This window comes from Mycobacterium sp. E3247 (genome assembly GCF_001667785.1).
Classification (GTDB): Bacteria; Actinomycetota; Actinomycetes; order Mycobacteriales; family Mycobacteriaceae; genus Mycobacterium.
Genome location: NZ_LZJG01000127.1, coordinates 1 through 24,780 on the forward strand (window position 1 = coordinate 1; position 24,780 = coordinate 24,780).

The 24,780-nt window shown below is 68.2% G+C and carries 24 protein-coding genes and 2 tRNA genes; 8 read left to right on the forward strand and 18 right to left on the reverse strand.

Features of this window, described 5'->3' with window-relative positions; all coding sequences use genetic code 11:
* The 4 genes from A9X04_RS06705 to A9X04_RS06720 form a co-directional block, all read right to left on the reverse strand.
* The coding region (locus A9X04_RS06705; protein WP_067918876.1) for a 13E12 repeat family protein at positions 1–975 on the reverse strand (975 nt) is incomplete at its 3' end.
* 128 nt (positions 976–1,103) lie between these two features.
* The gene (locus tag A9X04_RS06710) at positions 1,104–2,030 is read right to left on the reverse strand and encodes an NADP-dependent oxidoreductase (RefSeq protein WP_067918896.1); all 927 of its coding nucleotides are present in this window, start codon (positions 2,028–2,030) and stop codon (positions 1,104–1,106) included.
* Between the two features lie 5 nt (positions 2,031–2,035).
* Entirely contained in the window at positions 2,036–2,719 is a 684-nt protein-coding gene (locus A9X04_RS06715) for a uracil-DNA glycosylase (protein ID WP_067918877.1), read from the reverse strand.
* A gap of 44 nt (positions 2,720–2,763) precedes the next feature.
* Positions 2,764–3,729 carry a thiamine-phosphate kinase gene (locus A9X04_RS06720; protein WP_067918878.1) on the reverse strand — a complete coding sequence of 322 codons (966 nt, stop codon included), beginning with the start codon at positions 3,727–3,729 and terminating at the stop codon, positions 2,764–2,766.
* Between the two features lie 147 nt (positions 3,730–3,876).
* Between A9X04_RS06720 and A9X04_RS06725 the strand changes: the two genes are divergently transcribed.
* Positions 3,877–4,446 (forward strand): DUF3515 domain-containing protein, encoded by a 570-nt coding sequence (locus A9X04_RS06725; protein WP_082974842.1) that lies wholly within the window; start codon positions 3,877–3,879, stop codon positions 4,444–4,446.
* 152 nt (positions 4,447–4,598) lie between these two features.
* On the opposite strand, the gene A9X04_RS06730 is transcribed toward A9X04_RS06725, so the two are convergent.
* Both A9X04_RS06730 and A9X04_RS06735 read right to left on the reverse strand, forming a co-directional pair.
* Entirely contained in the window at positions 4,599–5,711 is a 1,113-nt protein-coding gene (locus A9X04_RS06730) for a D-alanine--D-alanine ligase family protein (protein WP_067918880.1), read from the reverse strand.
* 79 nt (positions 5,712–5,790) lie between these two features.
* Positions 5,791–6,822 (reverse strand): NAD(P)H-dependent glycerol-3-phosphate dehydrogenase, encoded by a 1,032-nt coding sequence (locus tag A9X04_RS06735; RefSeq protein ID WP_067918881.1) that lies wholly within the window; start codon positions 6,820–6,822, stop codon positions 5,791–5,793.
* Between the two features lie 109 nt (positions 6,823–6,931).
* Between A9X04_RS06735 and cofC the strand changes: the two genes are divergently transcribed.
* The 3 genes from cofC to A9X04_RS06750 all read left to right on the forward strand — a co-directional run bounded on the left by cofC (position 6,932) and on the right by A9X04_RS06750 (position 10,893).
* Entirely contained in the window at positions 6,932–7,585 is a 654-nt protein-coding gene (gene cofC / locus A9X04_RS06740) for a 2-phospho-L-lactate guanylyltransferase (RefSeq protein ID WP_067918882.1), read from the forward strand.
* 89 nt (positions 7,586–7,674) lie between these two features.
* Entirely contained in the window at positions 7,675–9,867 is a 2,193-nt protein-coding gene (locus A9X04_RS06745) for an RNA degradosome polyphosphate kinase (protein WP_067918883.1), read from the forward strand.
* 84 nt (positions 9,868–9,951) lie between these two features.
* Positions 9,952–10,893: an NUDIX hydrolase gene (locus A9X04_RS06750; RefSeq protein WP_067918884.1), complete on the forward strand. Its 942-nt coding sequence runs from the start codon at positions 9,952–9,954 to the stop codon at positions 10,891–10,893.
* Positions 10,894–10,962: 69 nt separating this feature from the next.
* Here the strand turns inward: A9X04_RS06750 and A9X04_RS06755 are convergent, their stop codons facing one another.
* The 3 genes from A9X04_RS06755 to leuC all read right to left on the reverse strand — a co-directional run bounded on the left by A9X04_RS06755 (position 10,963) and on the right by leuC (position 13,862).
* Complete coding sequence (locus tag A9X04_RS06755; RefSeq protein WP_067918885.1) at positions 10,963–11,601, reverse strand: HU family DNA-binding protein; 639 nt, start codon at positions 11,599–11,601, stop codon at positions 10,963–10,965.
* 212 nt (positions 11,602–11,813) lie between these two features.
* Entirely contained in the window at positions 11,814–12,410 is a 597-nt protein-coding gene (gene leuD / locus A9X04_RS06760; RefSeq protein ID WP_067918897.1) for a 3-isopropylmalate dehydratase small subunit, read from the reverse strand.
* Positions 12,411–12,434: 24 nt separating this feature from the next.
* A complete protein-coding gene (gene leuC, locus A9X04_RS06765) occupies positions 12,435–13,862 on the reverse strand; it encodes a 3-isopropylmalate dehydratase large subunit (RefSeq protein ID WP_067918886.1) in 1,428 nt (475 codons plus the stop codon).
* An 87-nt stretch (positions 13,863–13,949) separates the two neighbouring features.
* Between leuC and A9X04_RS06770 the strand changes: the two genes are divergently transcribed.
* A complete protein-coding gene (locus tag A9X04_RS06770; protein WP_067918887.1) occupies positions 13,950–14,651 on the forward strand; it encodes an IclR family transcriptional regulator in 702 nt (233 codons plus the stop codon).
* Between the two features lie 71 nt (positions 14,652–14,722).
* Positions 14,723–15,235 carry a pyridoxamine 5'-phosphate oxidase family protein gene (locus A9X04_RS06775; RefSeq protein WP_067918888.1) on the forward strand — a complete coding sequence of 171 codons (513 nt, stop codon included), beginning with the start codon at positions 14,723–14,725 and terminating at the stop codon, positions 15,233–15,235.
* Positions 15,236–15,242: 7 nt separating this feature from the next.
* Here A9X04_RS06775 and A9X04_RS06780 read toward each other — a convergent pair.
* The 4 genes from A9X04_RS06780 to A9X04_RS06795 all read right to left on the reverse strand — a co-directional run bounded on the left by A9X04_RS06780 (position 15,243) and on the right by A9X04_RS06795 (position 17,888).
* Positions 15,243–15,315, reverse strand: a tRNA-Glu gene (locus A9X04_RS06780).
* Between the two features lie 72 nt (positions 15,316–15,387).
* Positions 15,388–15,459, reverse strand: a tRNA-Gln gene (locus tag A9X04_RS06785).
* A gap of 165 nt (positions 15,460–15,624) precedes the next feature.
* Entirely contained in the window at positions 15,625–17,094 is a 1,470-nt protein-coding gene (gltX, locus tag A9X04_RS06790; RefSeq protein WP_082974844.1) for a glutamate--tRNA ligase, read from the reverse strand.
* Entirely contained in the window at positions 17,091–17,888 is a 798-nt protein-coding gene (locus tag A9X04_RS06795) for a fumarylacetoacetate hydrolase family protein (RefSeq protein ID WP_067918898.1), read from the reverse strand. Before A9X04_RS06795 ends, gltX begins: the two co-directional genes overlap by 4 nt.
* Positions 17,889–17,983: 95 nt before the next feature.
* Between A9X04_RS06795 and A9X04_RS06800 the strand changes: the two genes are divergently transcribed.
* A complete protein-coding gene (locus A9X04_RS06800; protein WP_067918890.1) occupies positions 17,984–19,288 on the forward strand; it encodes an MFS transporter in 1,305 nt (434 codons plus the stop codon).
* Here the strand turns inward: A9X04_RS06800 and A9X04_RS06805 are convergent.
* Both A9X04_RS06805 and serA read right to left on the reverse strand, forming a co-directional pair.
* Positions 19,188–20,198 carry a 3-isopropylmalate dehydrogenase gene (locus tag A9X04_RS06805; protein ID WP_067918891.1) on the reverse strand — a complete coding sequence of 337 codons (1,011 nt, stop codon included), beginning with the start codon at positions 20,196–20,198 and terminating at the stop codon, positions 19,188–19,190. The genes A9X04_RS06800 and A9X04_RS06805 overlap by 101 nt on opposite strands.
* A complete protein-coding gene (gene serA / locus A9X04_RS06810) occupies positions 20,195–21,781 on the reverse strand; it encodes a phosphoglycerate dehydrogenase (protein WP_067918892.1) in 1,587 nt (528 codons plus the stop codon). Before serA ends, A9X04_RS06805 begins: the two co-directional genes overlap by 4 nt.
* Before the next feature lie 119 nt (positions 21,782–21,900).
* Here serA and wrbA point away from each other — a divergent pair, with 119 nt between their 5' ends.
* On the forward strand, positions 21,901–22,503 hold the full coding sequence (gene wrbA, locus A9X04_RS06815; RefSeq protein WP_067918893.1) for an NAD(P)H:quinone oxidoreductase: 603 nt from the start codon (positions 21,901–21,903) through the stop codon (positions 22,501–22,503).
* Positions 22,504–22,573: 70 nt separating this feature from the next.
* Here the strand turns inward: wrbA and ilvC are convergent, their stop codons facing one another.
* The 3 genes from ilvC to A9X04_RS06830 all read right to left on the reverse strand — a co-directional run.
* Positions 22,574–23,575 carry a ketol-acid reductoisomerase gene (ilvC, locus tag A9X04_RS06820; RefSeq protein WP_082972833.1) on the reverse strand — a complete coding sequence of 334 codons (1,002 nt, stop codon included), beginning with the start codon at positions 23,573–23,575 and terminating at the stop codon, positions 22,574–22,576.
* A gap of 33 nt (positions 23,576–23,608) precedes the next feature.
* The gene (gene ilvN / locus A9X04_RS06825) at positions 23,609–24,109 is read right to left on the reverse strand and encodes an acetolactate synthase small subunit (protein ID WP_067918895.1); all 501 of its coding nucleotides are present in this window, start codon (positions 24,107–24,109) and stop codon (positions 23,609–23,611) included.
* On the reverse strand, positions 24,109–24,780 hold a 672-nt coding region (locus tag A9X04_RS06830), incomplete at its 5' end, for a thiamine pyrophosphate-dependent enzyme (RefSeq protein WP_231985669.1). The genes ilvN and A9X04_RS06830, both read right to left, overlap by 1 nt.

Below are 24,780 nucleotides of genomic sequence, written 5' to 3' on the forward strand. Positions count from 1 at the left end.
GCCCGCCCAGCGGATCACGTCCGACATCGGCACCAGCGTGCCGCCGGCGGTCAACGCCTTACCGGCCGCGGCCTCCAAGTCCTGCAACGTGGTGGTGACCACGATCGAGACCGGCAGGCCGTTGTGTGAACCCAGTTTTTCGGAGGCGAGCAGGCCGCGCAGTCCGGCCAGGAAGGCGTCGTGATTGCGCTGGGCGGTGCTGCGGGTGTCACGGCGCACCGCGTCCTCATCCGGTGTCTCATCGACCACCGGCGTTTCGTCGTCGGGGTTACACACCCCGGGCGCGGCCAGCTTGGCCATCATGGCCTCGATCGCGGCCCGTAGTTCGGGGGTCACCAAGCCACTCAGGCGCGACATGCCGTCGAATTCCTGCTGGCCAAGGACGATTCCACGCTTGCGGGCCCGCTCGGCGTCGCTGAAGTCCCCGTCGGGGTGCAGCCAATCCATGAGCCGCTTTGCGTAGGTGGCCAATTCGTCGGGGCGATACCCGGCGGCCTTGCCGGCCAGGTCGGCTTCGGCGGCTTGGCGGGTGAACGCGTCGACCTCAACCGGCAGATGAGCCAGGAAGCCGCGGATCACCTTGACGTGCCCATCACCGATCAGCCCCGCGCGTTGACCGGCCGCGGTCGCACTCAACTGCGGTGCCAGCGGCTCACCGGTCAGCGCCCGGCGCTCGCCCAGGTCGGCGGCTTCCTCGATGCGGCGGGCGGCCTCGGCCTTGGTGATCCGCAACCGGTCGGCCAGCCCAATGCGCAGCGAACCGCCCAACTCTTCGGGGCCGGCCTGGGCGTCGAGCTGGTTGATCAACGCATGTTGCGGGGTGCGCAGCATGCGGGCCACGCGTTCGACCCGCTCCAAGGCGCGCAGCCGCTCCGGGGTGGTGAGGACGTCAAAAGATAACCCGCACAGGCGGTCCGCGTCGTCGTCGAGCGCGTCGATAACCTCGACGATCTCGTCACGACTGCTCGCACCCATACCCCAAACCCTAGAAACCCCCACCGACAAAAACGGCCGCGTTGTGACCAGTGAAACAAAAGTGGCACAAGGGATTACGTGACACAAGGGATTACAGAGCGGCCGCGACTCTGGAGACAGGAACCGGCCTAGTCGCGGACGACGATGACCGTCTTGCCGGGGCGATGGCCGGGGCGCCCACCGCTTTCGAATGCCTCGCGGCCCTTCTCCAGCGGGAAGATCTCGGCGATGTCGACCCGCAACCGACCGCCGTCAACCAGCGCAGCGAGCTCCATCAACTGCCCCCGGTTCGGCGTGACGATGAAAAACGTTGCCGTGATGCCGTATTCGTCGGCCCGGCCCGCCGGCGGCGGGGCCGACAGGGTGACCAGCCGCCCACCGCGCCGGACCACCGGGAACGACCGGTCCAGCGTCGCCCCGCCGACGGTGTCGATCACGACGTCGTAGACCGCGTCGTCGAACGCCTCGGTGCGGACATCGATGACCCGGGCGGCCCCGTATCCGCGGACCAGGTCGCCGGCATCGCTGCGCACGGTCGCGGTGACGCGCGCCCCCAGCATGGCGGCCAGCTGAACGGTCAAACCGCCCACGCCGCCCGCGCCGCCGTGCACCAACACCGACTCGCCCGGTTGCACACCGGCGTGGTCGACCAGGGCTTGCCACGCGGTCAGGCCGGCCAGTGGCAGCGCGGCCGCAACGGGGTGCGAGGCCGATGACGGCTTGGCGGCCAGGTCCGCCGCGGCGACGCTGACGAATTCGGCCGCGGCGCCGTCGCGGTCGAACGGGATCAGCCCGTACACCTCGTCACCGGCCGTGAAATCCGCCACGCCCGCCCCTGTTTCGGCGACGACACCCGATAACTCGTGCGAGGGGATCACCGGCGTCCGGCTGACACCCTCCCGGGTCCAAGTCTCCTCCCACGTCAACTCGTCGAACGTGATGGCGGCCGCATACACGGCCACCAGGACCTCGCCCGCGGCCGGGGCCGGCATGGGCGCCCGCTCGACGACCAGCTGCTCCGGGCCGCCCCTGTGGTGCGCCCGCAACGCCGTCATCTCGGTCATGGCAGCCGCCAATCGATCGGGTCGGCGCCCATGCCCGTCAAGAGTTCGTTGGCGCGGCTGAACGGACGCGACCCGAAGAACCCCCGAGAAGCCGACAGCGGCGACGGGTGCGGCGACTCGATCGCCACGCAATTGCCTTCGGCCAGAATCGGTTTGAGTGTCGACGCGTCGCGTCCCCACAGGATCGCCACCATCGGCTGCGAACGCGCGGCCAGCGCGCGGATCGCGCACTCGGTCACCACCTCCCAGCCCTTGCCCCGGTGTGACGCCGGATTACTGGGGCGCACGGTGAGCACCCTGTTCAGCAGCATCACCCCGCGACCGGCCCACGGCGTCAGGTCGCCGCACGAGGGCAGTGGATGACCGAGGTCGGCGGCGTATTCGTCGAAGATGTTGGCCAGGCTGCGCGGCAGTGGACGCACGTCGGGGGCCACCGAAAAGCTCAGTCCCACCGCGTGTCCCGGTGTCGGGTACGGGTCTTGGCCGACGATCAGCACCCGAACGTTGTCGAATGGAAAGGTGAAGGCGCGCAACACGTTCGGGCCCGCCGGCAGGTACCTGCGCCCGGCCGCGATCTCGGCCCGCAGGAACTGGCCCATCTCGGCGATCCGCTCGGCCACCGGCTGCAGCGCGGCAGCCCAGCCCGGTTCGACGAGTTCGGTCAACGGCCTCGCCGTCATCGGGCTCCTCCCATGGCATCGATCACCTTAGTCGTCATATGTCGTCATATGTCGTCATATGACTGCCAGCCCGCGTAGCCGGTCCACTCCTGCCCGTCGACAAGCACTCCGGCCTTCCCCTCGAGAACCCGTCCGATGATTCGCCATCCGGCGGGCGCGGGCCCTGCGAAGCACGCCACCAGGGCATGATCCTCTCCGCCGCCCAGCACCCACGCCCACGGATCGGCGCGCACGGCGGCGGCGGCGGCCGTCAGTGCGTCGCGGTCCGCACCCAGCGCCGCCGTCGACAGATCCATCGCCACACCCGATGCCTCGGCGACGTGCCGCAGGTCGGCGACCAGGCCGTCGGACACGTCGATCATCGCCTGCGCTCCCCCGGCCGCCGCCGCGACGCCCTGGCCGTAGGGCGGCTGCGGGACCAGATGCCGGCGGCGCAGGGTGTCGAAGCCTTCGATCCCCTTGCCCAACAATGAAAGGCCGGCGGCCGAGCGGCCCAGCTCGCCGGCGACCGCGATCACCGAGCCCGCCCTCGCCCCGGACCGCAGCACCGGGGCGCGGCCGTCCAGATCGCCGAGCACCGTCACCGAGATCACCCACTGCGGGCAGCTGACCAGGTCGCCGCCGGCGATGCCCGCGCCGATGCGCTGCGCCTCGTCCCACATTCCGCCGACCAGCGCGTCGACGTCGGCCGCCGACGTGTCACCCGGCGCGCCAAAAGCCACCACGAAGGCCGTGGGCCGCGCGCCCATCGCCTCGATGTCGGCGGCGTTCTGGGCGATGGCCTTGCGGCCGACGTCGTGCGGGGTCGACCAGTCCAGCCGAAAGTGCCGGTCCTGCACCAGCATGTCGGTCGACACCGCGACGCGCCGATCCACGGCGTGCACCACGGCCGCGTCGTCACCCGGGCCGACCACCACCGCGGCCGGCTGGCGGCGGCCGCGCACCAGGCGATCGATGACGGTGAACTCACCCAGCTGCTGCAGGGTGGGGTTTGATGGCACCTCGCCCACGCCACCTCCTTCGGCGCGTCCTCGCCCTGTGCGGGCCTCCGTCCGGTCGCCGACCTGCGGTAAGTTTGATTACTGCCCGCGCGAGCGGCCCGCGCCAGTGTAGAGGCCTGCGATGTCGTGCCAGAGATAGGAGGTGCGCGGGCGGTGATGACCGACGCCGATAGCGGCCCCCGTGACGACGGGGGGCCGCCGCCCGCGGTGATCATCGCCGCGGTCGCCCTCGCCGTCGTGGCGATCGGCGTGGTCCTGGTGATCGCGGCGAACCGCGAGGCGCCGCCCCAACCGGTTGCCGTACCCGCCGCCCCGGCGCCGCGGGCCGACAGCCCCGCGTGCCGGGCGCTGGCCGGGGCGCTGCCGCAGCGGCTCGGCGACTACCAACGCGCGCCCGTCGCGCAACCGGCACCCCAGGGCGCGGCCGCCTGGCGAGCCGGACGGGACAGCGAGCCCGTGGTGCTGCGTTGCGGGCTGGACCGCCCCGGCGAGTTCGTGGTGGGATCTCCGATTCAGATCGTCGACCGGGTGCAGTGGTTCGCCGTGCGCCCCGAACAGCAGTCCGCCGGTGACGCGGGCCGATCCACCTGGTACACCGTGGACCGGCCGGTGTACGTGGCGCTCACACTGCCGTCGGGATCGGGTCCCACGCCCATCCAGCAGCTGTCCGAGGTGATCGACCGCACCATCGCAGCTGTGCCGATCAACCCGGGGCCACCTGGTTGATGGTGGCGACCTGGGGGCACCTCCCGCTTGCGGGGGACCGCGCCCGGCTGCGCCGCGCTCGCGATCGCCACGGGTTGATGGTGGCGACCTGGGGGCACCTCCCGCTTGCGGGGGACCGCGCCCGGCTGCGCCGCGCTCGCGATCGCCACGGGTTAGCGCAGGCCGGTGCCGCGGGCCAAGGCCGTTTCGACCATCGTCGCCAGCAGGGTGGGATAGTCGACACCACTCGCGGCCCACATCCGCGGGTACATCGAGATCGTGGTGAACCCGGGCATCGTGTTGATCTCGTTGAGCACCGGGCCCTCGTCGGTGAGGAAGAAGTCGACCCGGGCCAGCCCCTGGCAGTCGATGGCCTTGAACGCCCGGATCGCTAATTGCCGGATGGCATCGGCGATGTCGTCGTCCACCTTGGCCGGCACGTCCAATTCCGCTGCGTCATCCAGATATTTGGTGGCGAAGTCGTAGAACGAGTCCTCGCGGCCCCGCACCCCGGCCACCCGGATCTCGCCCAGCGTGCTGGCTTCGACTGTGCCATCGGGCATTTCGAGCACGCCGCACTCGACCTCACGGCCGGTGATGGCCGCCTCAACGATCACTTTCGGGTCGTGCCGGCGGGCCACCTCGACGGCCGCGGGCAGGTCCGCCCAGTCGGTCACCCTGGTGACGCCGATCGACGATCCACCGCGGGCGGGTTTGACGAACACCGGCAGACCCAGCCGCTCGCACTCCTCGGGCCGCAGGGCCGACCGCGACGGGCGCAGCACCGCATACGCGCCGACCGGCAACCCGTCGGCGGCGAACAGCTTCTTGGTGAACTCCTTGTCCATGCCCGTCGCGCTGGCCAGCACGCCGGCCCCGACGTAGGGCACCCCGGCCAACTCCAGCAGGCCCTGGATCGTGCCGTCTTCCCCGTACGGACCGTGCAGCACGGGGAACACCACGTCGACGGACGCCAGCACCTCGCCGGCCCCGGAGGACAGGGAGACCAGTTGGCCGCTGCGGCGCGGGTCCGCCGTGAGGGCGAGTTCGGTGCCCGACTGAGCGGTCACCTCCGGCAGCTGCCGGTCGCTGATGGCCAGCGCGGCCGGGTCGCCGTCGGTGAGCACCCAGGACCCTTCCGGGGTGATGCCGATCGCGACCACCTCGAACCGCTGGGGGTCGAGGTTGCGCAGGATGCTGCCCGCGGACACGCACGAGATGGCGTGCTCGTTGCTGCGCCCGCCGAAGACGACGGCGACGCGCACGCGGCTTCCGCTGGCACTCACAACTTAAAGAGGCTACCGGTTGCGCGCGGCTCGGGTCGGACGGCGGGCCGCCAGCTGGGGTTTTGGTGACCGCGCGGAGTCACTCAGGCTTGGTCCTGCGCCCCAGCAGCAGGGCCATCGCCTCGTCCACCGACAGTCCCTTGTGGCAGACCCGGTGTACGGCGTCGGTCAGGGGCATCTCGACGTCGTAACTGGAGGCGAGCGCCAGCACCGACTCGCACGACGTCACGCCCTCGACGACGTGCCCGTCCCGGGCCTGCATCGCCGACTCCATGGTCCCCCCGCGACCCAGGCGTTGGCCGAACGACCGATTGCGCGAATAGGGCGAGGTGCACGTCGCGACCAGGTCACCCACGCCGGCCAGCCCGGCCAGCGTGGCACCCTTGGCGCCGAGCGCGATGCCCAGCCGCATGATCTCCGCCAGACCGCGGGTGATGATCGCCGCCGCGGTGTTTTCCCCCAGCCCGACGCCGGCCGCCATGCCGCAGGCGAGCGCGATGACGTTCTTGCACGCCCCACCGATCTCGGTGCCGACGACATCACTATTGGTGTAAGGGCGGAAGTACCCGGTGTTCAGCATGCGCTGCAGGGCGACGGCGCGGCCGGAGTCGCTGCACGCGACCACGGTGGCGGCGGGTTGGCATTCGGCGATCTCGCTGGCCAGGTTGGGCCCCGAAATCACCGCGACCTGAGCCGGGTCGACGCCCGTCACCGACACGATGACCTGACTCATCCGCATCAGGGTGCCCAGCTCGATGCCCTTGGCCAGGCTGACCAGGGTGGCCCCCAGGGGTAGCACCGGCACCCACGTTTCGAGATTGGCGCGCATCGTCTGCGCGGGCACCGCCAACAGCACCGTCGAGGCGCCGTCGAGCGCATCCGCCGCGTCGGTGGTGGCGCGGACGCCCGCCGGCAGCACCGTGCCGGGCAGATAGTCGGGGTTGGACCGGGTGGCGTTGATCCGGTCGGCGACGTCGGATCGACGGGCCCACAGGGTGACCGCTGCGCCCGGCCCGCCGGCCTCCACGAGCACCTTGGCCAGTGCGGTGCCCCACGCCCCGGCACCCATGACCGCAACGCCGCCCGTCGAACTGACAGGTGTGCCGGCCATCCACCACCCCCGTGTGTCGTCTCCAGCGTGTTGCAGCCGCTACACCCTAGATCAGCGGCGGACCAGCCGTCACGCGAGTCAGCGCGGCTCGCTGGCAGGATGGCATGTCATGAGCGGCACACGAGCCGACGGCACGGGAAAAGACATCGCCTTGATCATCGCCGTCAAACGGTTGGCGGCGGCCAAGACCAGGCTGGCCCCTGTGTTCTCGGCGCGCACGCGGGAGAGCGTGGTGCTGGCCATGTTGATCGACACGCTGACCGCCGCGCGACGCGTCGACTCACTCGGTTCGATCAGTGTGATCACGCCCGACGAGGCCGCGGCCGCGGCGGCGACCGAGCTGGGCGCGGACGTGCTGGCCGACCCGACGCCCCAGGGGCACGGTGACCCGCTGAACAACGCCATCGCCACCGCAGAGCGGACCGTGGCCGCTTCATTTCCGAACGTCGTTGTGCTGCAAGGGGATTTGCCGGCACTGCAGACACAGGAGCTGGCCGAGGCGATCGCCGCCGCCCGGCATCACCGGCGCAGCTTTGTCGCCGACCGGCTGGCGACGGGGACCGCCGCCCTCTTCGCGTTCGGGGCCCCACTCGATCCGCAATTCGGAGCCGATTCGTCGGCGCGGCACCGACGTTCGGGAGCGATCGAATTGACCGGCGCGTGGCCGGGCCTGCGCTGCGACGTCGACACCCCCGACGACCTCGCCGCCGCCCGCCGGCTCGGGGTGGGGGCGGCGACCGCCCGAGCGCTCGCGCACCAGTGACCTCGACCGCGCCACGGCCCACCTGTCCGCGGGGTGAACGTCGCCCCAACGGCGAATGGATGTCCGTCGAGCGCTAGCAGCATCGGCGCGTGATGAGCAATGATCGCAGGGTGACTGAAATCGAAGCTGAGGCGCGCCCCGACGAGAACTTGTGGCATCACGGCGACTCGGCCGTGACTGCGCCGCCCGCCACCACGCCGGCCTCGCTCACCGACCTGCCCGAGGACCGCTACCTCAACCGGGAACTGAGCTGGCTTGACTTCAACGCCCGCGTGCTGGCGCTCGCCGCCGACAGCTCGCTGCCCCTGTTGGAGCGAGCCAAGTTCCTGGCGATCTTCGCCTCCAACCTCGACGAGTTCTACATGGTGCGGGTCGCCGGCCTCAAGCGCCGCGACGAGATGGGATTGTCGGTGCGCTCCGCCGACGGCCTGACCCCGCGTGAGCAACTGGCCCTCATCGGCGAGCAGACACAGCGAATCGCGACCCGGCACGCGCGGGTGTTCCTCGATTCCGTCCGCCCGGCGCTCGCCGAGGAAGGCATACATATAGTCACGTGGGCCGATTTGGATCAGGGTGAGCGCGACGAACTGTCGACGTACTTCCACGAACAGGTCTTTCCCGTTCTCACCCCGCTCGCCGTCGATCCCGCTCACCCCTTCCCCTTCGTCAGCGGGTTGAGCCTGAATCTCGCGGTCATGGTGCGCCAGCCCGAGGACGGCGGCCAGCACTTCGCGCGGGTGAAGGTACCCAACAACGTGGATCGGTTCGTCGAACTGGCGGTGCGCGATGCCGCCGACGATGCCGACGGGCACCCCATAATCCGCTACCTGCCAATGGAAGAGCTGATCGCGGCCTTCCTACCGGTGTTGTTCCCGGGGATGGAGATCGTTCAGCATCACGCCTTCCGCATCACCCGCAACGCGGACTACGAGGTCGAAGAGGACCGCGACGAAGACCTGCTGCAAGCACTGGAACGGGAGTTGGCACGCAGGCGGTTCGGGTCGCCGGTGCGACTCGAGATCGCCAACGACATGACCGAGAGCATGTTGGAACTCCTGCTGCGCGAGCTCGACGTCAACCCGGGCGACGTCATCGAGGTGCCCGGCCTGCTCGATCTGTCGTCGTTGTGGCAGATCTACAGCGTCGACCGGCCGGGGCTCAAAGACCCTGCATTCGTCCCGGCGACCAGCCCCGCGTTCGTCGACCGCGAGACGCCCAGGAGCATTTTTGCAACGCTGCGCGAAGGCGATGTGCTGCTTCATCATCCGTACGAGTCGTTCTCCACCAGCGTCCAGCGATTCATCGAGCAGGCCGCCGCCGACCCTAACGTGCTGGCGATCAAACAGACGCTGTACCGCACCTCCGGTGACTCGCCGATCGTTCGGGCGCTCATCAACGCCGCCGAGGCCGGCAAGCAGGTGGTGGCGCTCGTGGAGATCAAGGCCCGCTTCGACGAGCAGGCCAACATCCGCTGGGCGCGCGAGCTGGAGCAGGCGGGCGTGCACGTCGTCTACGGATACGTCGGGCTCAAGACGCACTGCAAGACCTGCCTGGTGGTCCGCCGCGAAGGTTCGGCGATCCGTCGTTACTGCCACATCGGAACCGGCAATTACAACGGCAAGACGGCGCGACTGTACGAGGACGTCGGTCTGCTGACGGCCTCCCCGGAGATCGGGGCGGATCTGACGGATCTGTTCAATTCGCTGACGGGCTATTCGCGCAAGGTCTCCTACCGCAACCTTCTGGTCGCCCCGCACAGCATCCGCACCGGCATCATCGAGCGCGTCGAGCGCGAGATCGCCGCCCACCGCGAACACGGCGGCGGCCGCATCCGGATGAAGATGAACGCGCTCGTCGACGAGCAGGTGATCGACGCGCTGTATCGCGCGTCGATGGCCGATGTACGGGTGGAGGTGGTGGTGCGCGGGATCTGCGCGCTGCGCCCCGGCGCCGAAGGGTTCTCGGAGAACGTTGCCGTCCGCTCCATCCTCGGCCGGTTCCTGGAGCATTCCCGCATCATGCATTTCCATCGCATCAACGAGTTCTGGATCGGCAGCGCGGACATGATGCACCGCAACCTCGACCGGCGCGTCGAGGCACTCGTTCAGGTCAAGGACCCGAGGCTGACCTCGTACTTGGACAATTTGTTCGAGTCCGCGCTCGACCCGTCCACCCGGTGCTGGGAGCTGGGACCCGACGGGCAGTGGATCGCGTCGCCGCAGGACGGCCACAGCGTACGCGACCACCAAGTGTCGTTGATGGAGCGGCACCGCACTCCGTAACCTTCTGCGTGGTGAATTACGGTTGTTTTCCGGCCGCACCGCGATACGCGCTCGGCCCGACCGAATTGACCTGCAGGAGTTGAGTTGCCGACCAAGAGTTCGTCCACCGCTCGGCGTTCGGGAAGCCGCATCGTGTACGCCGCCGGAGCGGTCTTGTGGCGGCCGACTGACTCGTCCAACCCCGGCCTCGAGATCGCGGTGATCCACCGTCCCCGCTACGACGACTGGTCACTGCCCAAGGGCAAAGTGGACCCGGGCGAGACGGCGCCCGTCGCCGCGGTCCGCGAAGTGTGCGAGGAGACGGGCCAGCACGGCGTGCTGGGCAGGCGGCTGGACATGGTGAGCTACCCGATCGAGGCGGGCGTCAAGAAGGTCTACTACTGGGCGGCGCGCAGCACCGGCGGCGACTTCACCCCCGGTAACGAGGTTGACGAATTGGTGTGGGTGCCGGTGCCGGACGCCCTGAACATGCTCACCTATTCGCATGATCGAAAAATGTTGCGCCACTTCATGAAACATCCGGCTGACACGCATACCGTGCTCGTGGTCCGGCACGGCACCGCCGGCCGGAAATCGCGCTTCAAAGGCGACGACACCCAGCGGCCGCTGGACAAGCGGGGCCGTGCGCAAGCCGAGGCGCTGGTTCCGCAGCTGCTGGCCTTCGGCGCCACCGACGTGTACGCGGCCGACCGCCTGCGCTGCCACCAGACGGTGGAACCGCTCGCCGCGGAATTGGGCGTCGCCGTACACAACGAGCCCGCCCTAACCGAGGAGGCCTACGCCAAGAGTCCCAAACGCGCCCGCAACCGGATGCTGGCCATCGCCGAGCAGCAAGGGACGCCGGTCATTTGCACACAGGGCAAGGTGATCCCGGACCTGATCGCCTGGTGGTGCGCGCGGGACGGGGTGCGCCCCGACAAGTCGCGCAACCACAAGGGCAGCGCCTGGGTGCTGTCACTGTCGGGCGGTCGACTGGTGGCAGCCGATCACATCGGCGGGGCGCTGGCCGCCAACGTGCGGGCATAACACGCGAATACCCTTCGGGCGCATCGCTGCCACCCGAAGGGTATTCGCGTCTAGAGCGTGACTGTTGACTTAACGGCGACCGCGGCGCGCGGTGGCCTTCTTGGCCGGAGCCTTGCTGGCCGGCCTCTTTGCCGCGGCCTTCTTGGCGGGAGCCTTGGTGGCGGCCTTCTTCGCCACGACCTTCTTGGCCGGGGCCTTGGTCGCCGCCTTCTTGACCGGAGCCTTGGTCGCGGCCTTCTTGGCCGGGGCCTTGGTTGCGGCCTTCTTGACCGGAGCCTTGGTCGCCGCCTTCTTGACCGGAGCCTTCTTGGCGGGAGCGGCCTTCTTCGCCGCGGCCTTCTTGGCGGGAGCCTTCTTCGCCGCGGTCTTCTTGGCCGCGCCGCTTGCCACTACACCACGCTTCACTGCAGGTCCTTCCGACGGGAGACGCTGTGCGCCAGAGACAACCGCTTTGAATTGAGCACCGGGCCGGAACGCCGGGACGGAGGTCGGCTTCACCTTCACCGTCTCGCCGGTACGCGGGTTGCGGGCCACCCGGGCCGCGCGACGCCGTTGCTCGAACACACCGAACCCGGTGATCGTCACACTGTCGCCCTTGTGCACCGCACGCACAATGGTGTCGACGACGTTCTCGACGGCGGCGGTCGCCTGCCGACGGTCGGTGTTCAATTTCTGTGTGAGCACATCAATGAGCTCTGCCTTATTCATCCAATCCCTCCGACGCTAGTGGTCCTCGATTTGAACCGACTAGAGCACACGGTAAACCCTCACCCAGCAAATTTCCAAGAGCCACGCGCAATTTCAGGGTCGGACAATCGGCGGTTTCGCAATCCGGTTGCCGCCCTTGACCGGTGGGGGCACTTGGAAATCGGGCCGGTTTAGTTAGGTGAGCGAGAAGAAATTCCGCCCTTCTCGACCGTTCAGGAGGCGGGCAGAGTGCGCGGTTTCCACTGCGGATAGGCGGCCTCGTATGACTCGATTTTGTCGAGTTTCCGCAGCGTAAGGGCTATATCGTCGAGTCCTTCGAGGAGTCGCCAGGCCGTGTGGTCGTCAATCTTGAACGGCAACACCGTCGTTCCCGCGGTGATATTTCGATCTTGAAGATTGGCAGTGATTTCCAGTCCCGGGTTCTGCTCGATGAGCTTCCAAAGCAGTTCCACGCCGTCTTGGGAGACTTCGGCCGCCAAGAGCCCGGCCTTGCCGGCGTTGCCCCGGAAGATGTCACCGAATCGAGACGAGATGACCACCCGGAACCCGTAGTCCATCAGCGCCCACACGGCGTGCTCGCGCGACGAGCCGGTGCCGAAATCGGGCCCGGCGACCAGGACCGACCCCCGGTCAAAGGGACTGAGGTTGAGGATGAATGACGGATCCGAGCGCCAGCTGGCGAACAGCCCGTCCTCGAAACCGGTTCGGGTGACGCGCTTCAAATACACCGCGGGAATGATCTGATCGGTGTCGACATTGGACCGCCGCAACGGCACACCGATACCGGTGTGGGTGTGAAATGCTTCCATGGTCATCCGTTCTTCTCGATTACGTCAGTTCAAATCGGCCGGGGCGGACAATGTGCCGCGAACTGCGGTCGCGGCGGCAACGGCCGGAGATACCAAATGCGTCCGGCCGCCCTTGCCCTGGCGCCCTTCGAAGTTGCGGTTGGAGGTCGCCGCGCAACGCTCCCCCGGCGCCAGCTGGTCCGGATTCATCCCCAGACACATCGAGCAGCCCGCCTGTCGCCACTCGGCACCCGCGGCGGTGAAAACCTCGCCCAGCCCTTCGGCTTCGGCCTGGGCGCGCACCCGCATGGACCCGGGCACCACGAGCATCCGCACCCCGGGAGCCAGCTTGCGGCCGCGCAGCACGTCGGCGACCACCCGCAGGTCTTCGATACGACCGTTGGTACAAGAGCCCACGAACACGGTGTCGACCGCGATGTCACGCATCGGAGTGCCCGGACGAAGGTCCATGTAAGCCAACGCTTTCTCGGCGGCCTGTCGCTCGGCGTCGCCCGTCATCAGCTCCGGGTCAGGCACGGCCCCGGCCAGCGGCACGCCCTGCCCGGGGTTGGTGCCCCAGGTCACGAACGGGCTCAGCGATGCCGCGTCGAGGTGGACCTCGGTGTCGAAGGCGGCGCCGGGGTCGGTGTGCAGCTGCTGCCAATAGCGCATCGCCGCGTCCCATTGCGCACCCTGCGGCGCGTGCGGCTTGTCGCGAAGGAATTCGTAGGTGGTCGCGTCCGGCGCCACCATGCCAGCCCGGGCGCCGGCCTCGATGCTCATGTTGCAGATCGTCATCCGGCCTTCCATCGACAGCGATTCGATGGCGCTGCCGCGGTATTCGATGACGTGCCCCTGCCCGCCACCGGTGCCGATCTTGGCGATCAAGGCGAGAATGATGTCCTTGGCCGTCACGCCGGCGGGCAGTTCGCCGTCGAGATTGACCGCCATGGTCTTGAACGGCCGCAGCGGCAACGTCTGGGTCGCCAGCACATGCTCGACCTCCGAGGTGCCGATGCCCATCGCCAGTGCGCCGAACGCACCGTGCGTCGACGTGTGACTATCACCACAGACGATCGTCATTCCCGGTTGGGTGAGGCCCAATTGCGGCCCGACGACATGCACGATGCCCTGCTCGATGTCGCCCATCGGGTAGAGCCGAACACCGAATTCGGCGCAGTTGCGGCGCAACGTCTCGACCTGGGTGCGCGACACCGGGTCGGCGATCGGCTTGTCGATGTCGATGGTGGGCACGTTGTGATCCTCGGTGGCCAGCGTCAGATCGGGCCGCCGCACCGCTCGTCCGGCCATGCGTAGCCCGTCGAAAGCCTGTGGGCTGGTGACCTCGTGCACCAGATGCAGGTCGATGTAGATCAGGTCGGGCGCCCCTCCTTGTTCCGGAGCGCTCCCTTTATCCACAACGTGGTCGTCCCACACCTTTTCGGCCAGGGTGCGCGGCTTGCCGGATCCCATCTGAAATTCGCCTCGATTCCCCTCAAGCGCGGCTCGCGGATCGACCATGGGCTGTGATCTCAGAATACGAGACGCTAGTATCTCCTTGTGAGACAGCATAGCGGCATCGGCGTTCTCGACAAAGCCGTCGGCATCCTGCACACCATCGCCCAATCCCCCTGCGGGTTGGCCGAACTGTGCGAGCGGACCGGATTGCCAAGGGCCACCGCGTACCGGTTGGCCGCCGCGCTGGAAGTCCATCGCCTGCTGGCGCGTGACGACGAGGGGCGCTGGCGACTCGGCCCGGCCGTCACCGAGCTCGCCGCCCATGTCAACGACCCGCTGCTGGCCGCCAGCGCGGGGGTGCTTCCCCTGCTCCGCGAGACCACCGGGGAGAGCGTGCAGCTGTACCGCCGCGAGGGCACCACACGGGTCTGCGTGGCGGCCCTGGAACCCGCTGCGGGCCTTCGCGATACGGTCCCGGTCGGGGCGCGGTTGCCGATGACGGCGGGCTCGGGCGCCAAGGTGCTGCTGGCCCACAGCGACGTTGCGACGCAAAAGGCGGTGCTGCCGTCGGCGAAGTTCACCGAGCGCACGCTGGCCGAAGTGCGCCGCCGTGGCTGGGCGCAAAGCGTGGCCGAGCGAGAGCCCGGGGTGGCGAGCGTGTCGGTTCCCGTGCGCGACGGCCGCGGAGCCGTCGTCGCCGCGATCTCGGTGTCGGGACCCGTCGACCGGATCGGCCGGCGTCCGGGGGCGCGCTGGGCCGCGGACCTGATTTCCGCGGCCGAGGCGCTCACCCGCCGGCTCTGAAACGTCGCGCGCGAGAAGCGTCTCGGCGACCAGCGCGCAACGTCGCCGGGCGGCCTGACAGACTGACCGCCATGGGAACCAATCAGCGCGCGAGCATCGTCATGTCGGAAGACGAGATCGCCGACTTCGTCGTCAAGAGCCGCACCGGGACGCTGGCCACCATCGGCCCCGACGGCCAGCCGCATCTGACCGCGATGTGGTACGCCGTCGTGGACGGCGAGATCTGGCTCGAGACCAAGGTCAAGTCGCAGAAGGCGGTCAACCTCAAACGCGATCCGCGGGTGAGCTTCCTGATCGAGGACGGCGACACCTACGACACGTTGCGCGGAGTGTCATTCGAAGGCGTCGCGGAGATCGTCGATGATCCCGACGTCTCGCACCGGGTCGGCGTCAGCGTGTTCGAGCGCTACACCGGCCCGTACAGCGACGAGATGAAGCCCTTCGTCGAGCAGATGATGAACAAGCGTGTCTGCGTGCGTATCGTCGCGGGGCGCGCCCGCTCGTGGGACCACCGCAAACTCGGGCTGCCGGCGATGCCGGTGGGTGGCTCCACGGCCCCGGCCGTGCTGGGGACCGGTCAATAGTTGTTTGTAGCCCCGATGGGATTCGAACCCACGCTACCGCCGTGAGAGGGCGGCGTCCTAGGCCGCTAGACGACGGGGCCAGACACGATCCGGAGTGCCAGCATAGCTCACACTCAGAAGCCCACCTAATCGCTTGAGGTGGTGACGTTTTGCTGGGGTACCAGGACTCGAACCTAGAATGGCTGAACCAGAATCAGCTGTGTTGCCAATTACACCATACCCCATCGGCTGCCTAAAACCGCTGGTCAACGCCCACTCCGAGCCATATCGCTCCGCTCGGAAGACCGTCGCCGCCAGCCGTTGTCGGCTTTGTGAGCCGCAGTGCAGACTACCAAAGACTCGGCACACAATCCGCACGCGAGGTCCGCGAGGCCTTAAGCGGCCCCCGCCTATCCGCCGACCGCTTCCCGCGCGGCGCGTAACCGCAGCAGGCTGCGGTCACGGCCCAGCAGCTCCAGTGATTCGAACAGCGGCGGGCTGATCGTCGTTCCCGTGGCGGCAACCCTGATCGGACCGAACGCCTTGCGTGGTTTGAGGCCCAGATTTTCGATGAGCGCGGCCTTGAGGGCGGACTCGATGTGCGCCGTGGTCCAGTCCGTGGCGCCCTCCAGCGCGGCAAGCGCGGCGTCGAGCACCGCGGCCGCGTCCGCGCCGAGCTCCTTGGCCGCGGCCTTGGGGTCGATGGCGTATTCGTCGTCGTTGAGGAACTTCAGCAGGTCCCACGCGTCTGCAAGCACGACGATGCGGGTCTGCACCAGGTCGGCGGCGATGGCGAAGGCGGCGTCATCCAACCCGAGCCGATGGCCGTGGGCGTCGAAGTAGTCGCGCAGCCGACCCGCGAAATCCGCCGGCTCGAGCATCCGGATGTGCTCGGCGTTGAGCGCGTCGGCCTTCTTCTGGTCGAACCGCGCCGGGTTGGAATTGACGTCGACGACGTCGAAGGCGGCCACCATCTCGTCGAGGCTGAACAGGTCACGGTCGTCGGCGATGGCCCAACCCAGCAACGCAAGGTAATTGAGCAACCCTTCGGGGATGAAGCCCCGGTCGCGGTGGGCGAACAGATTCGACTGCGGGTCGCGCTTGGAGAGCTTCTTGGTGCCCTCTCCCAATACCGTTGGCAGGTGGGCGAACTCCGGGACGCGCTCGGCGACGCCGACCCGGATCAGCGACTGGTACAGTGCGATCTGGCGCGGCGTCGAGGGCAGCAGGTCCTCGCCACGCAGCACGTGGGTGATCTTCATCAGCGCGTCGTCACACGGGTTGACCAAGGTGTACAACGGATCTCCGTTGGCGCGGGTCAGCGCGAAGTCCGGCACGCTGCCGGCGGCGAAGGTGGTGGTCCCGCGCACCAGGTCGTCCCAGGCGAGGTCCTCGTCGGGCATCCGCAGCCGCACCACCGGCTTGCGGCCCTCGGCCAGGAACGCGGCGCGCTGGGCATCGGTCAAGTGCCGGTCGAAGTTGTCGTACCCCAGTTTGGGATTGCGGCCCGCCGCGATGTGGCGCGCCTCAACCTCTTCCGGCGTGGAGAACGCATAGTAGGCCTCACCGGCTTCGAGCAATTGGGCCACCACGTCGCGGTAGATCTCCTTGCGCTGCGACTGCCGGTAGGGGCCGTAGGGTCCGCCGACCTCGGGGCCCTCGTCCCAGTCGAGGCCGAGCCAGCGCAGCGCGTCGAGCAGGGCCAGATAGCTTTCCTCGCTGTCGCGTTCGGCGTCGGTGTCCTCGATGCGAAAGACGAAGGTGCCCCCGGTGTGCCGGGCATAGGCCCAGTTGAACAGCGCGGTGCGGACCATGCCGACATGCGGGGTGCCCGTGGGCGACGGGCAGAACCTGACGCGGACTTTCGTTTCGGCTGTCACGGCTTTCCCTTACGGAGCACGGGATTGGTGAGCGTTCCGATCCCTTCGATGGTGATGGAGACGGTGTCGCCATGCTCGATCGGACCGACTCCTGCGGGCGTCCCGGTGAGGATGAGGTCGCCGGGCAGCAGGGTCATCACGGCCGAGATCCATTCGACGATCGCGCCGACGTCGTGGATCATCAGCGAGGTCCGGCTGTGTTGCTTCACTTCGCCGTTGACCTCGGTTCGTATCTCGAGATCCGACGGGTCGACGTCGGTGACGATCCACGGCCCCACCGGGCAGAAGGTGTCGTGCCCTTTGGCGCGGGTCCATTGGCCATCGGACTTCTGTTGGTCACGCGCGGACACGTCGTTCCCGATGGTGTAACCGAGAATGCTGTCCGCGGCCTGAGCGGCGGAGACGTCCTTGCAGGGCCGCCCGATGACGGCAGCCAGCTCCCCCTCGAAATGCACCGGTAATGCGTTGGCGGGCAAGCGAATCGGCACGTTCGGGCCGATGATGGCCGTGTTGGGCTTGAGAAAGATGATCGGATCCGGCGCCGCCGGCCCGGTGAGTTCGGCCATTTCCGCGATGTGATCGGTGTAATTCTTGCCGATGCAGACCACCTTGCTGGCCAGTATCGGGGCCAGCAGCCGCACATCGGGCAGCGGCCATGACCGGCCGGTGAAGTTCGGCGTGCCGAAGGGATGCTCGGCGATCTCGCGGGCGACCATCGCGGCGGGATCGGCGAGGTCGCCCTCGATGCTGACGAAGGCGACACCGTCCGGGCTGGCGATTCGACCAAGGCGCATTTCGTTGAGCCTACTGATGGCCGGTCGGGTCATCGCATCGGCAGCGGCCCCACGAACATCACCAGCGGTTTCCGGCGAATATGCGAGCATGAAGGATGCATACGGGGCCGGCCACCACGCGTGAGCTGGGCGCGGGCGCCCGCTGGTCCATCATGGTCGTGTCGCTGGTCGCCACCGCGAGTTCCTTCCTCTTCATCAACGGCATCGCGTTCTTGATCCCCTCGCTCCAAGCGGCGCGCGGAATCCCGCTCGGGGAAGCCGGTCTGCTGTCGTCGATGCCGAGCTGGGGCATGGTGGTCACGCTGGTGCCGTGGGGGTACGTGCTGGACCGCGTGGGCGAGCGGGAGGTCATGGCAGCGGGTTTGGCGCTCACCGCGGCGGCGGCCTACGCCGCGGCGTCGACGCATTCGATGGTGCTGATGGCCGTCTACTTGTTTCTCGGGGGCATGGCGGCGGCCAGCTGCAACACCGCCGGCGGGCGGTTGGTCTCGGCGTGGTTCCCGCCGCAGCAACGCGGTTTGGCCATGGGATTCCGCCAAACCGCGCAGCCCCTCGGAATAGCCCTGGGAGCGCTGGTGATTCCCGAGCTGGGCGAGCACGGGCCGGCTGCGGGGCTGAAGTTCACGGCCTTGGCGTGCGCGTTGGGAGCGGCGGCGAGCGCGGTCGGCATCATCGACCCGCCCCGCAAGCCCAGGGAGAAGGCCAGCGATTCCGAACTCGCCAACCCCTACCGAGGGTCGTTGGCGCTGTGGCGAATTCACACGGTAGCCGGGCTGTTGATGGTTCCGCAGACGGTGACCGTCACCTTCATGCTGGTGTGGCTGATCAAGAACCTGCACTGGTCGGTGGCGGCCGCAGGCAGTCTCGTCACCCTTTCCCAGCTGCTGGGCGCGCTCGGCCGCGTCCTGGTGGGCCGTTGGTCCGACCGTATCGGCTCTCGAATGCGGCCGGTCCGCCTCATCGCGGCGGCCGCCGCCGTCACCCTCTTCCTCCTGGCCTGGGCCGACGTTCTGAGTTCGAGTTTTCAGGCGCCCCTGATGGTCGCGATCTCGGTGATCGCCGTGCTGGACAACGGTTTGGAGGCCACGGCCATCACCGAATACGCCGGGCCGTTCTGGAGCGGGCGCGCCCTGGGCATTCAGAACACCACCCAGCGGGTGTTCGCGGCCGCCGCGCCGCCGTTGTTCGGGGCGTTGATCACCGCCGCGAAATACCCGAACGCATGGATATTGTGCGGACTCTTCCCGGCGGTCGCGGTGCCGCTGGTGCCGGCGCGGTTGCTCCCGCCCGGGCTGGAAACTACAGCCCGGCGGCAATCCGTTCGCCGACTTCGCTGGTGGCGAGCCGCCCGTTCCCACGTGTTGCCAGATAGGCCTCAACGGCCCGATCCACCCGCCTAGCGGCGTCGTCCTCCCCGAGATGGGCGAGCAGCAACGACACCGACATGATGGCCGCGGTCGGATCGGCTATACCCCGACCGGCGATGTCGGGCGCGCTGCCGTGCACCGGCTCGAACATCGACGGGTTGGTCCGGGTGGCATCGATATTTCCGCTGGCGGCCAACCCAATTCCGCCGCACACCGCCGCCGCCAAGTCGGTGATGATGTCACCGAACAGATTGTCGGTGACGATCACGTCGAAGCGTCCCGGGTCGGTGACCATGAAGATGGTGGCGGCGTCGATGTGTTGGTAGGCGACCTCGACGTCCGGGTAGTCCGCCCCGACCTCGGCCACGATCCGCGACCACAGCTTCCCGGCGAAGGTCAGCACGTTGGTCTTGTGCACCAGCGTCAGGTGGTTGCGACGGCGCCGGGCGCGCTCGAAGGCGTCGGCCACCACGCGGCGCACACCGAAGGCGGTGTTCAGGCTCACCTCGGTGGCCACCTCGTGCGGCGTCCCGATGCGGATCGCGCCGCCGGTACCGGTGTAGGGGCCTTCGGTGCCCTCGCGGACCACGACGAAGTCGATGTGCGGGTCTCCGGCCAACGGGCTGCTCACACCGGGATAGAGCCTGCCCGGCCGCAGGTTGACGTGATGGTCCAGCTCAAAACGCAGGCGCAGCAACAGACCCCGCTCCAGCACGCCGCTGGGCACCGACGGATCGCCGATCGCGCCGAGCAGGATGGCGTCGTGCTGGCGCAGCTCGGCGAGCACCGATTCCGGCAGCAGCTCACCGCTGGCGTGAAAACGCCGCGCCCCCAAGTCGTAATCCGTCTTCTCCACGCCGGGCAGCACCGCGTCAAGGACCTTGAGCGCCTCGGCCGTCACTTCCGGCCCGATACCGTCGCCGCCGATAACAGCGAGTTTCACGACAGATCGACCACCTCAAGCTTGTTGGCGCCCACCGCGGCGCCGATCGTCGAGCGCACCTCGCCCGGCACGTCCTGGTCCAGCCGCAGCAGAATGGTCGCCCCGGGACCCTCGGCGTCCTCGGAGAGTTGAGCGGCCTGGATGTTCACGCCCGCCGAGCCGAGCAGGGTGCCGATCTTGCCCAGCGCGCCGGGCGCATCGACGTAGTTGATCACCAGGTTGGTGCCCCGGGCGCGCAGATCGAAGTTGCGGCCGTTGATCTGCACGATCTTTTCCACCAACTGCGGCCCGGACAGCGTGCCGGCCACGTTGACGGCCGAGCCGTCGGAGGTGACGGCGCGCACGTCGACGACGCTGCGGTGGTTCGGGCTCTCCGAGGCCGTGGTGAGCTCGGCGGTGACGCCGCGTTCTTCGGCCAGCGCCGGCGCGTTGACGAAAGTGACCGGGCCCTCGACCACCGCCGAGAACAGCCCCCGCAGGGCCGAAAGCTTCAGCACCTCAACGTCTTCGGACGCCAGCTCGCCGCGCACCTGCACCGACACCGAGACCGGCGGCCCGTCGGCCAGCGAGGCGGCCAGCACGCCGAGCTTGCGCACCAGGTCCAGCCAGGGCGCCACCTCTTCGTTGACCACGCCACCGCCGACGTTGACCGCGTCGGGAACGAATTCGCCGGCCAGAGCGAGTTTCACGCTTTCCGCGACGTCGGTGCCGGCCCGGTCCTGCGCCTCGGAGGTGGATGCGCCCAGATGCGGTGTGACCACCACCTGCGGCAGCTCGAACAGCGGGCTGTCGGTGCACGGCTCCTTCGCGAAGACGTCGATACCGGCCGCGCGGACGTGTCCGCTGCTGACCGCTTCGGCCAACGCGGCCTCGTCGATCAGCCCGCCACGGGCGGCGTTGACGATGATGACGCCCGGTTTGGCCTTGGCCAGCGCCTCCTTGCCGATCAGGCCCGCCGTCTCGGGCGTCTTCGGCAGGTGCACCGAGATGAAATCGGCGCGGGCGAGGAGGTCGTCGAGCGGCAGCAGTTCGATGCCCAACTGCGCGGCCCGGGCCGGCGAAACATAGGGGTCGTAGGCGATGAGGTGGGTGCCGAAGGCCGTCAGCCGCTGGGCAACCAACTGCCCGATGCGGCCCAGCCCCACGACGCCGACCGTCTTGCCGAAGACCTCGGTGCCGTTGAACGACGACCGCTTCCAGGTGTGCTCGCGCAGCGAGGCGTCGGCAGCCGGGATCTGCCGGGCGGCGGCCAGGAGCAGCGCCAACGCGTGCTCGGCGGCGCTGTGGATGTTGGAGGTGGGGGCGTTGACCACCAGGACGCCCCGTTCGGTTGCCGCGTCCACGTCGACGTTGTCCAGCCCGACACCGGCGCGCGCGACGATCTTCAGCTTGGGGGCGGCCGCCAGCACCTCGGCGTCGACGGTGGTGGCCGAGCGGACCAGCAGCGCGTCGGCTTCCGGCACCGCGGCCAGCAGCTTCTCCCGGTCCGGCCCGTCTACCCAGCGCACCTCGACCTGGTCTCCCAGGGCGGCGACGGTCGATTGGGCGAGTTTGTCGGCGATCAATACAACAGGCAGAGTCACCCGGCCAGCCTATCGGCTGGCTTTGACGGGCAGCGACGGGCATCGGCGGGCTCGCCACTGCCCTAACCTGCGCCGACGCGCGCTTGGGGCGGGGCCCGCCGCGGCCCTACGATGCGCTCGTGACCAAACTCGCGATCATCTACTATTCGGCCACCGGGCATGGCACGGCGATGGCGCGACGCGTCGCGACCGCGGCCGAGGCGGCGGGCGCGGAAGTCCGCCTGCGGCACGTCGCCGAAACCCGTGACCCGGAATCGTTCGCCCAGAACCCCGCGTGGACCGCGAATTACGAAGCGACCAAGGACCTTCCGGCGGCCACGGGCGAGGACATCGTCTGGGCCGACGCGGTGATCTTCGGTTCACCGACTCGCTTCGGCTCTCCCGCCGCACAGTTGCGCGCCTTCCTCGACTCGCTGGGCGGGCTGTGGGCCGAAGGCAAGCTCGCGGACAAGGTCTACGCGGCGTTCACGTCGTCCAACACCCTGCATGGTGGCCAGGAGACCACGCTGCTGTCGCTCTACATCACGCTGATGCATTTCGGTGGCATCATCGTGCCGGCGGGATACACCGATCCGGTCAAGTTCGTCGATGGCAACCCGTACGGCGTGAGCCTGGTGTCCACCCACGACAACATCCACGAATTCGACGAGGCGACCCAGAACGCGCTCGACCACCTCGCCCGCCGGGTGGTGGCGACCGCCGGTCGGCTGGCAGAGTCCTAGCCGCCGAACGTGCACTCACGGCGGAAAAATCGACGAAAGTTCGCCCTCAGTGCACGTTCGGCGCCACGCCCTACGCCGTCTCGGTGATCGGCCGGTCGACCCAGCTCATCAGGTCACGCAGCTTCTTGCCGGTCACCTCGATGGGGTGCTCGGCGTTCTCCTTGCGCAGCTGCTCCAGTTGCTTGTTGCCGCCTTCGACGTTGGCAACCAGCTTCTTGACGAATTCGCCGTTCTGAATGTCGCGCAGGATCTCTCGCATTCGCTCCTTGGTGCCGGCGTCGATGACGCGCGGTCCGGACAGATACCCGCCGAACTCCGCGGTGTCGGACACCGAGTAGTTCATCCGGGCGATGCCACCCTCGTACATCAGGTCGACGATCAGCTTGAGTTCGTGCAGCACCTCGAAGTAGGCCATCTCCGGCGGGTAGCCGGCCTCCACCATCACGTCGAAACCGGCCTTCACCAATTCCTCGGTGCCACCGCACAACACGGCCTGCTCACCGAACAGATCGGTCTCGGTCTCGTCCTTGAAGGTGGTCTTGATGACGCCGGCCCGGGTGCCGCCGATGGCCTTGGCGTAGGACAGGGCCAGCGCCTCACCCTTGCCGGTCGGGTCCTGGTCCACCGCGATCAGGCAGGGCACGCCCTTGCCGTCGACGAACTGGCGGCGCACCAGGTGGCCGGGCCCCTTCGGGGCGACCATCGCGACGGTGACGTCGGCCGGCGGCTTGATCAGTCCGAAATGGATGTTGAGCCCGTGCCCGAAAAACAGTGCGTCTCCGGGCTTGAGGTTGGGCTCGATATCGCTGGCGAAGATGTCCGCCTGCGCGGTGTCGGGCGCCAGCAGCATGATGACGTCGGCCCACTTGGCCACCTCGGCGGGGGTGTCGACCGCGAGGCCCTGCTCTTCGACCTTGGCCCGCGACTTCGAACCCTCCTTCAGGCCGACCCGCACCTGCACGCCGGAGTCGCGCAGGCTGAGCGAGTGCGCGTGCCCCTGGCTGCCGTATCCGATGACGCCGACCTTGCGGCCCTGGATGATCGACAGGTCTGCATCGTCGTCGTAGAACATTTCTAGTGCCACTGCTGAATATCTCCTTGTGTGTTACTTGGCCGTGGTGATGCCGCGCGGACCGCGGGACAACGACACCACTCCCGATTGAACGATTTCGCGGATCCCGAACGGCTCCAGCACCCGCAGCAACGCCTCGATCTTGCCGCGGTCACCGGTCGCCTCGATCGTCAGCGCCTCGGGCGAAACGTCAATCACCTTGGCGCGGAATAGGTTCACCGCTTCAATCACCTGGCTGCGGCTACCGGCGTCGGCGCGCACCTTGATCAGCGCCAGCTCGCGCGATACCGCGGCCCCCTCGTCGAGCTCCACGATCTTGATGACGTTGATCAGCTTGTTGAGCTGCTTGGTGATCTGCTCGAGCGGGGTTTCCTCGGCGCTGACCACAATCGTCATGCGCGACATGTCTTTCTGCTCGGTGGCGCCGACGGCCAGCGACTCGATGTTGAAACCGCGCCGGGAGAACAGCGCCGCCACGCGCGCGAGCACACCGGGTTTGTCCTCAACCAGAACCGAGAGGGTGTGCGTGTGCATCAGGCGTGCCCTTCGCTCTCGTCGTCGAACAGCGGGCGAATGCCGCGGGCGGCCTGGATCTCGTCGTTGCTGGTGCCCGCGGCCACCATCGGCCACACCTGCGCATCCGCGCCGACGATGAAGTCGATCACCACCGGACGGTCGGTGATCGCGCGCGCCTGATTGATCACGTCCTCAACGTCTTCCTCACGCTCGCAACGCAATCCGACGCAACCCAGCGCCTCCGCCAGCTTCACGAAGTCGGGGATGCGATGCGAATGCGTGGCGAGGTCCGTCTGCGAGTACCGCTCCTCGTAGAACAGCGTCTGCCACTGGCGCACCATGCCCAGGTTGCCGTTGTTGATCAGCGCCACCTTGATCGGCACGCCTTCGATCGCACAGGTGGCCAGCTCCTGGTTGGTCATCTGGAAGCAACCGTCACCGTCGATGGCCCACACCTCCGCCTCCGGGCGGGCCATCTTGGCCCCCATGGCCGCCGGGATGGCGAATCCCATGGTGCCCAGCCCGCCGGAGTTGATCCAGGTGCGCGGGTTCTCATACGAAATGAACTGCGCCGCCCACATCTGGTGCTGGCCCACCCCGGCCACGTACACCGCGTCCGGGCCGGCGATCTGACCCAGCTTCTCGATGACGTATTCCGGGCCCAGGCTGCCGTCGCTCTGCGGGCCGTA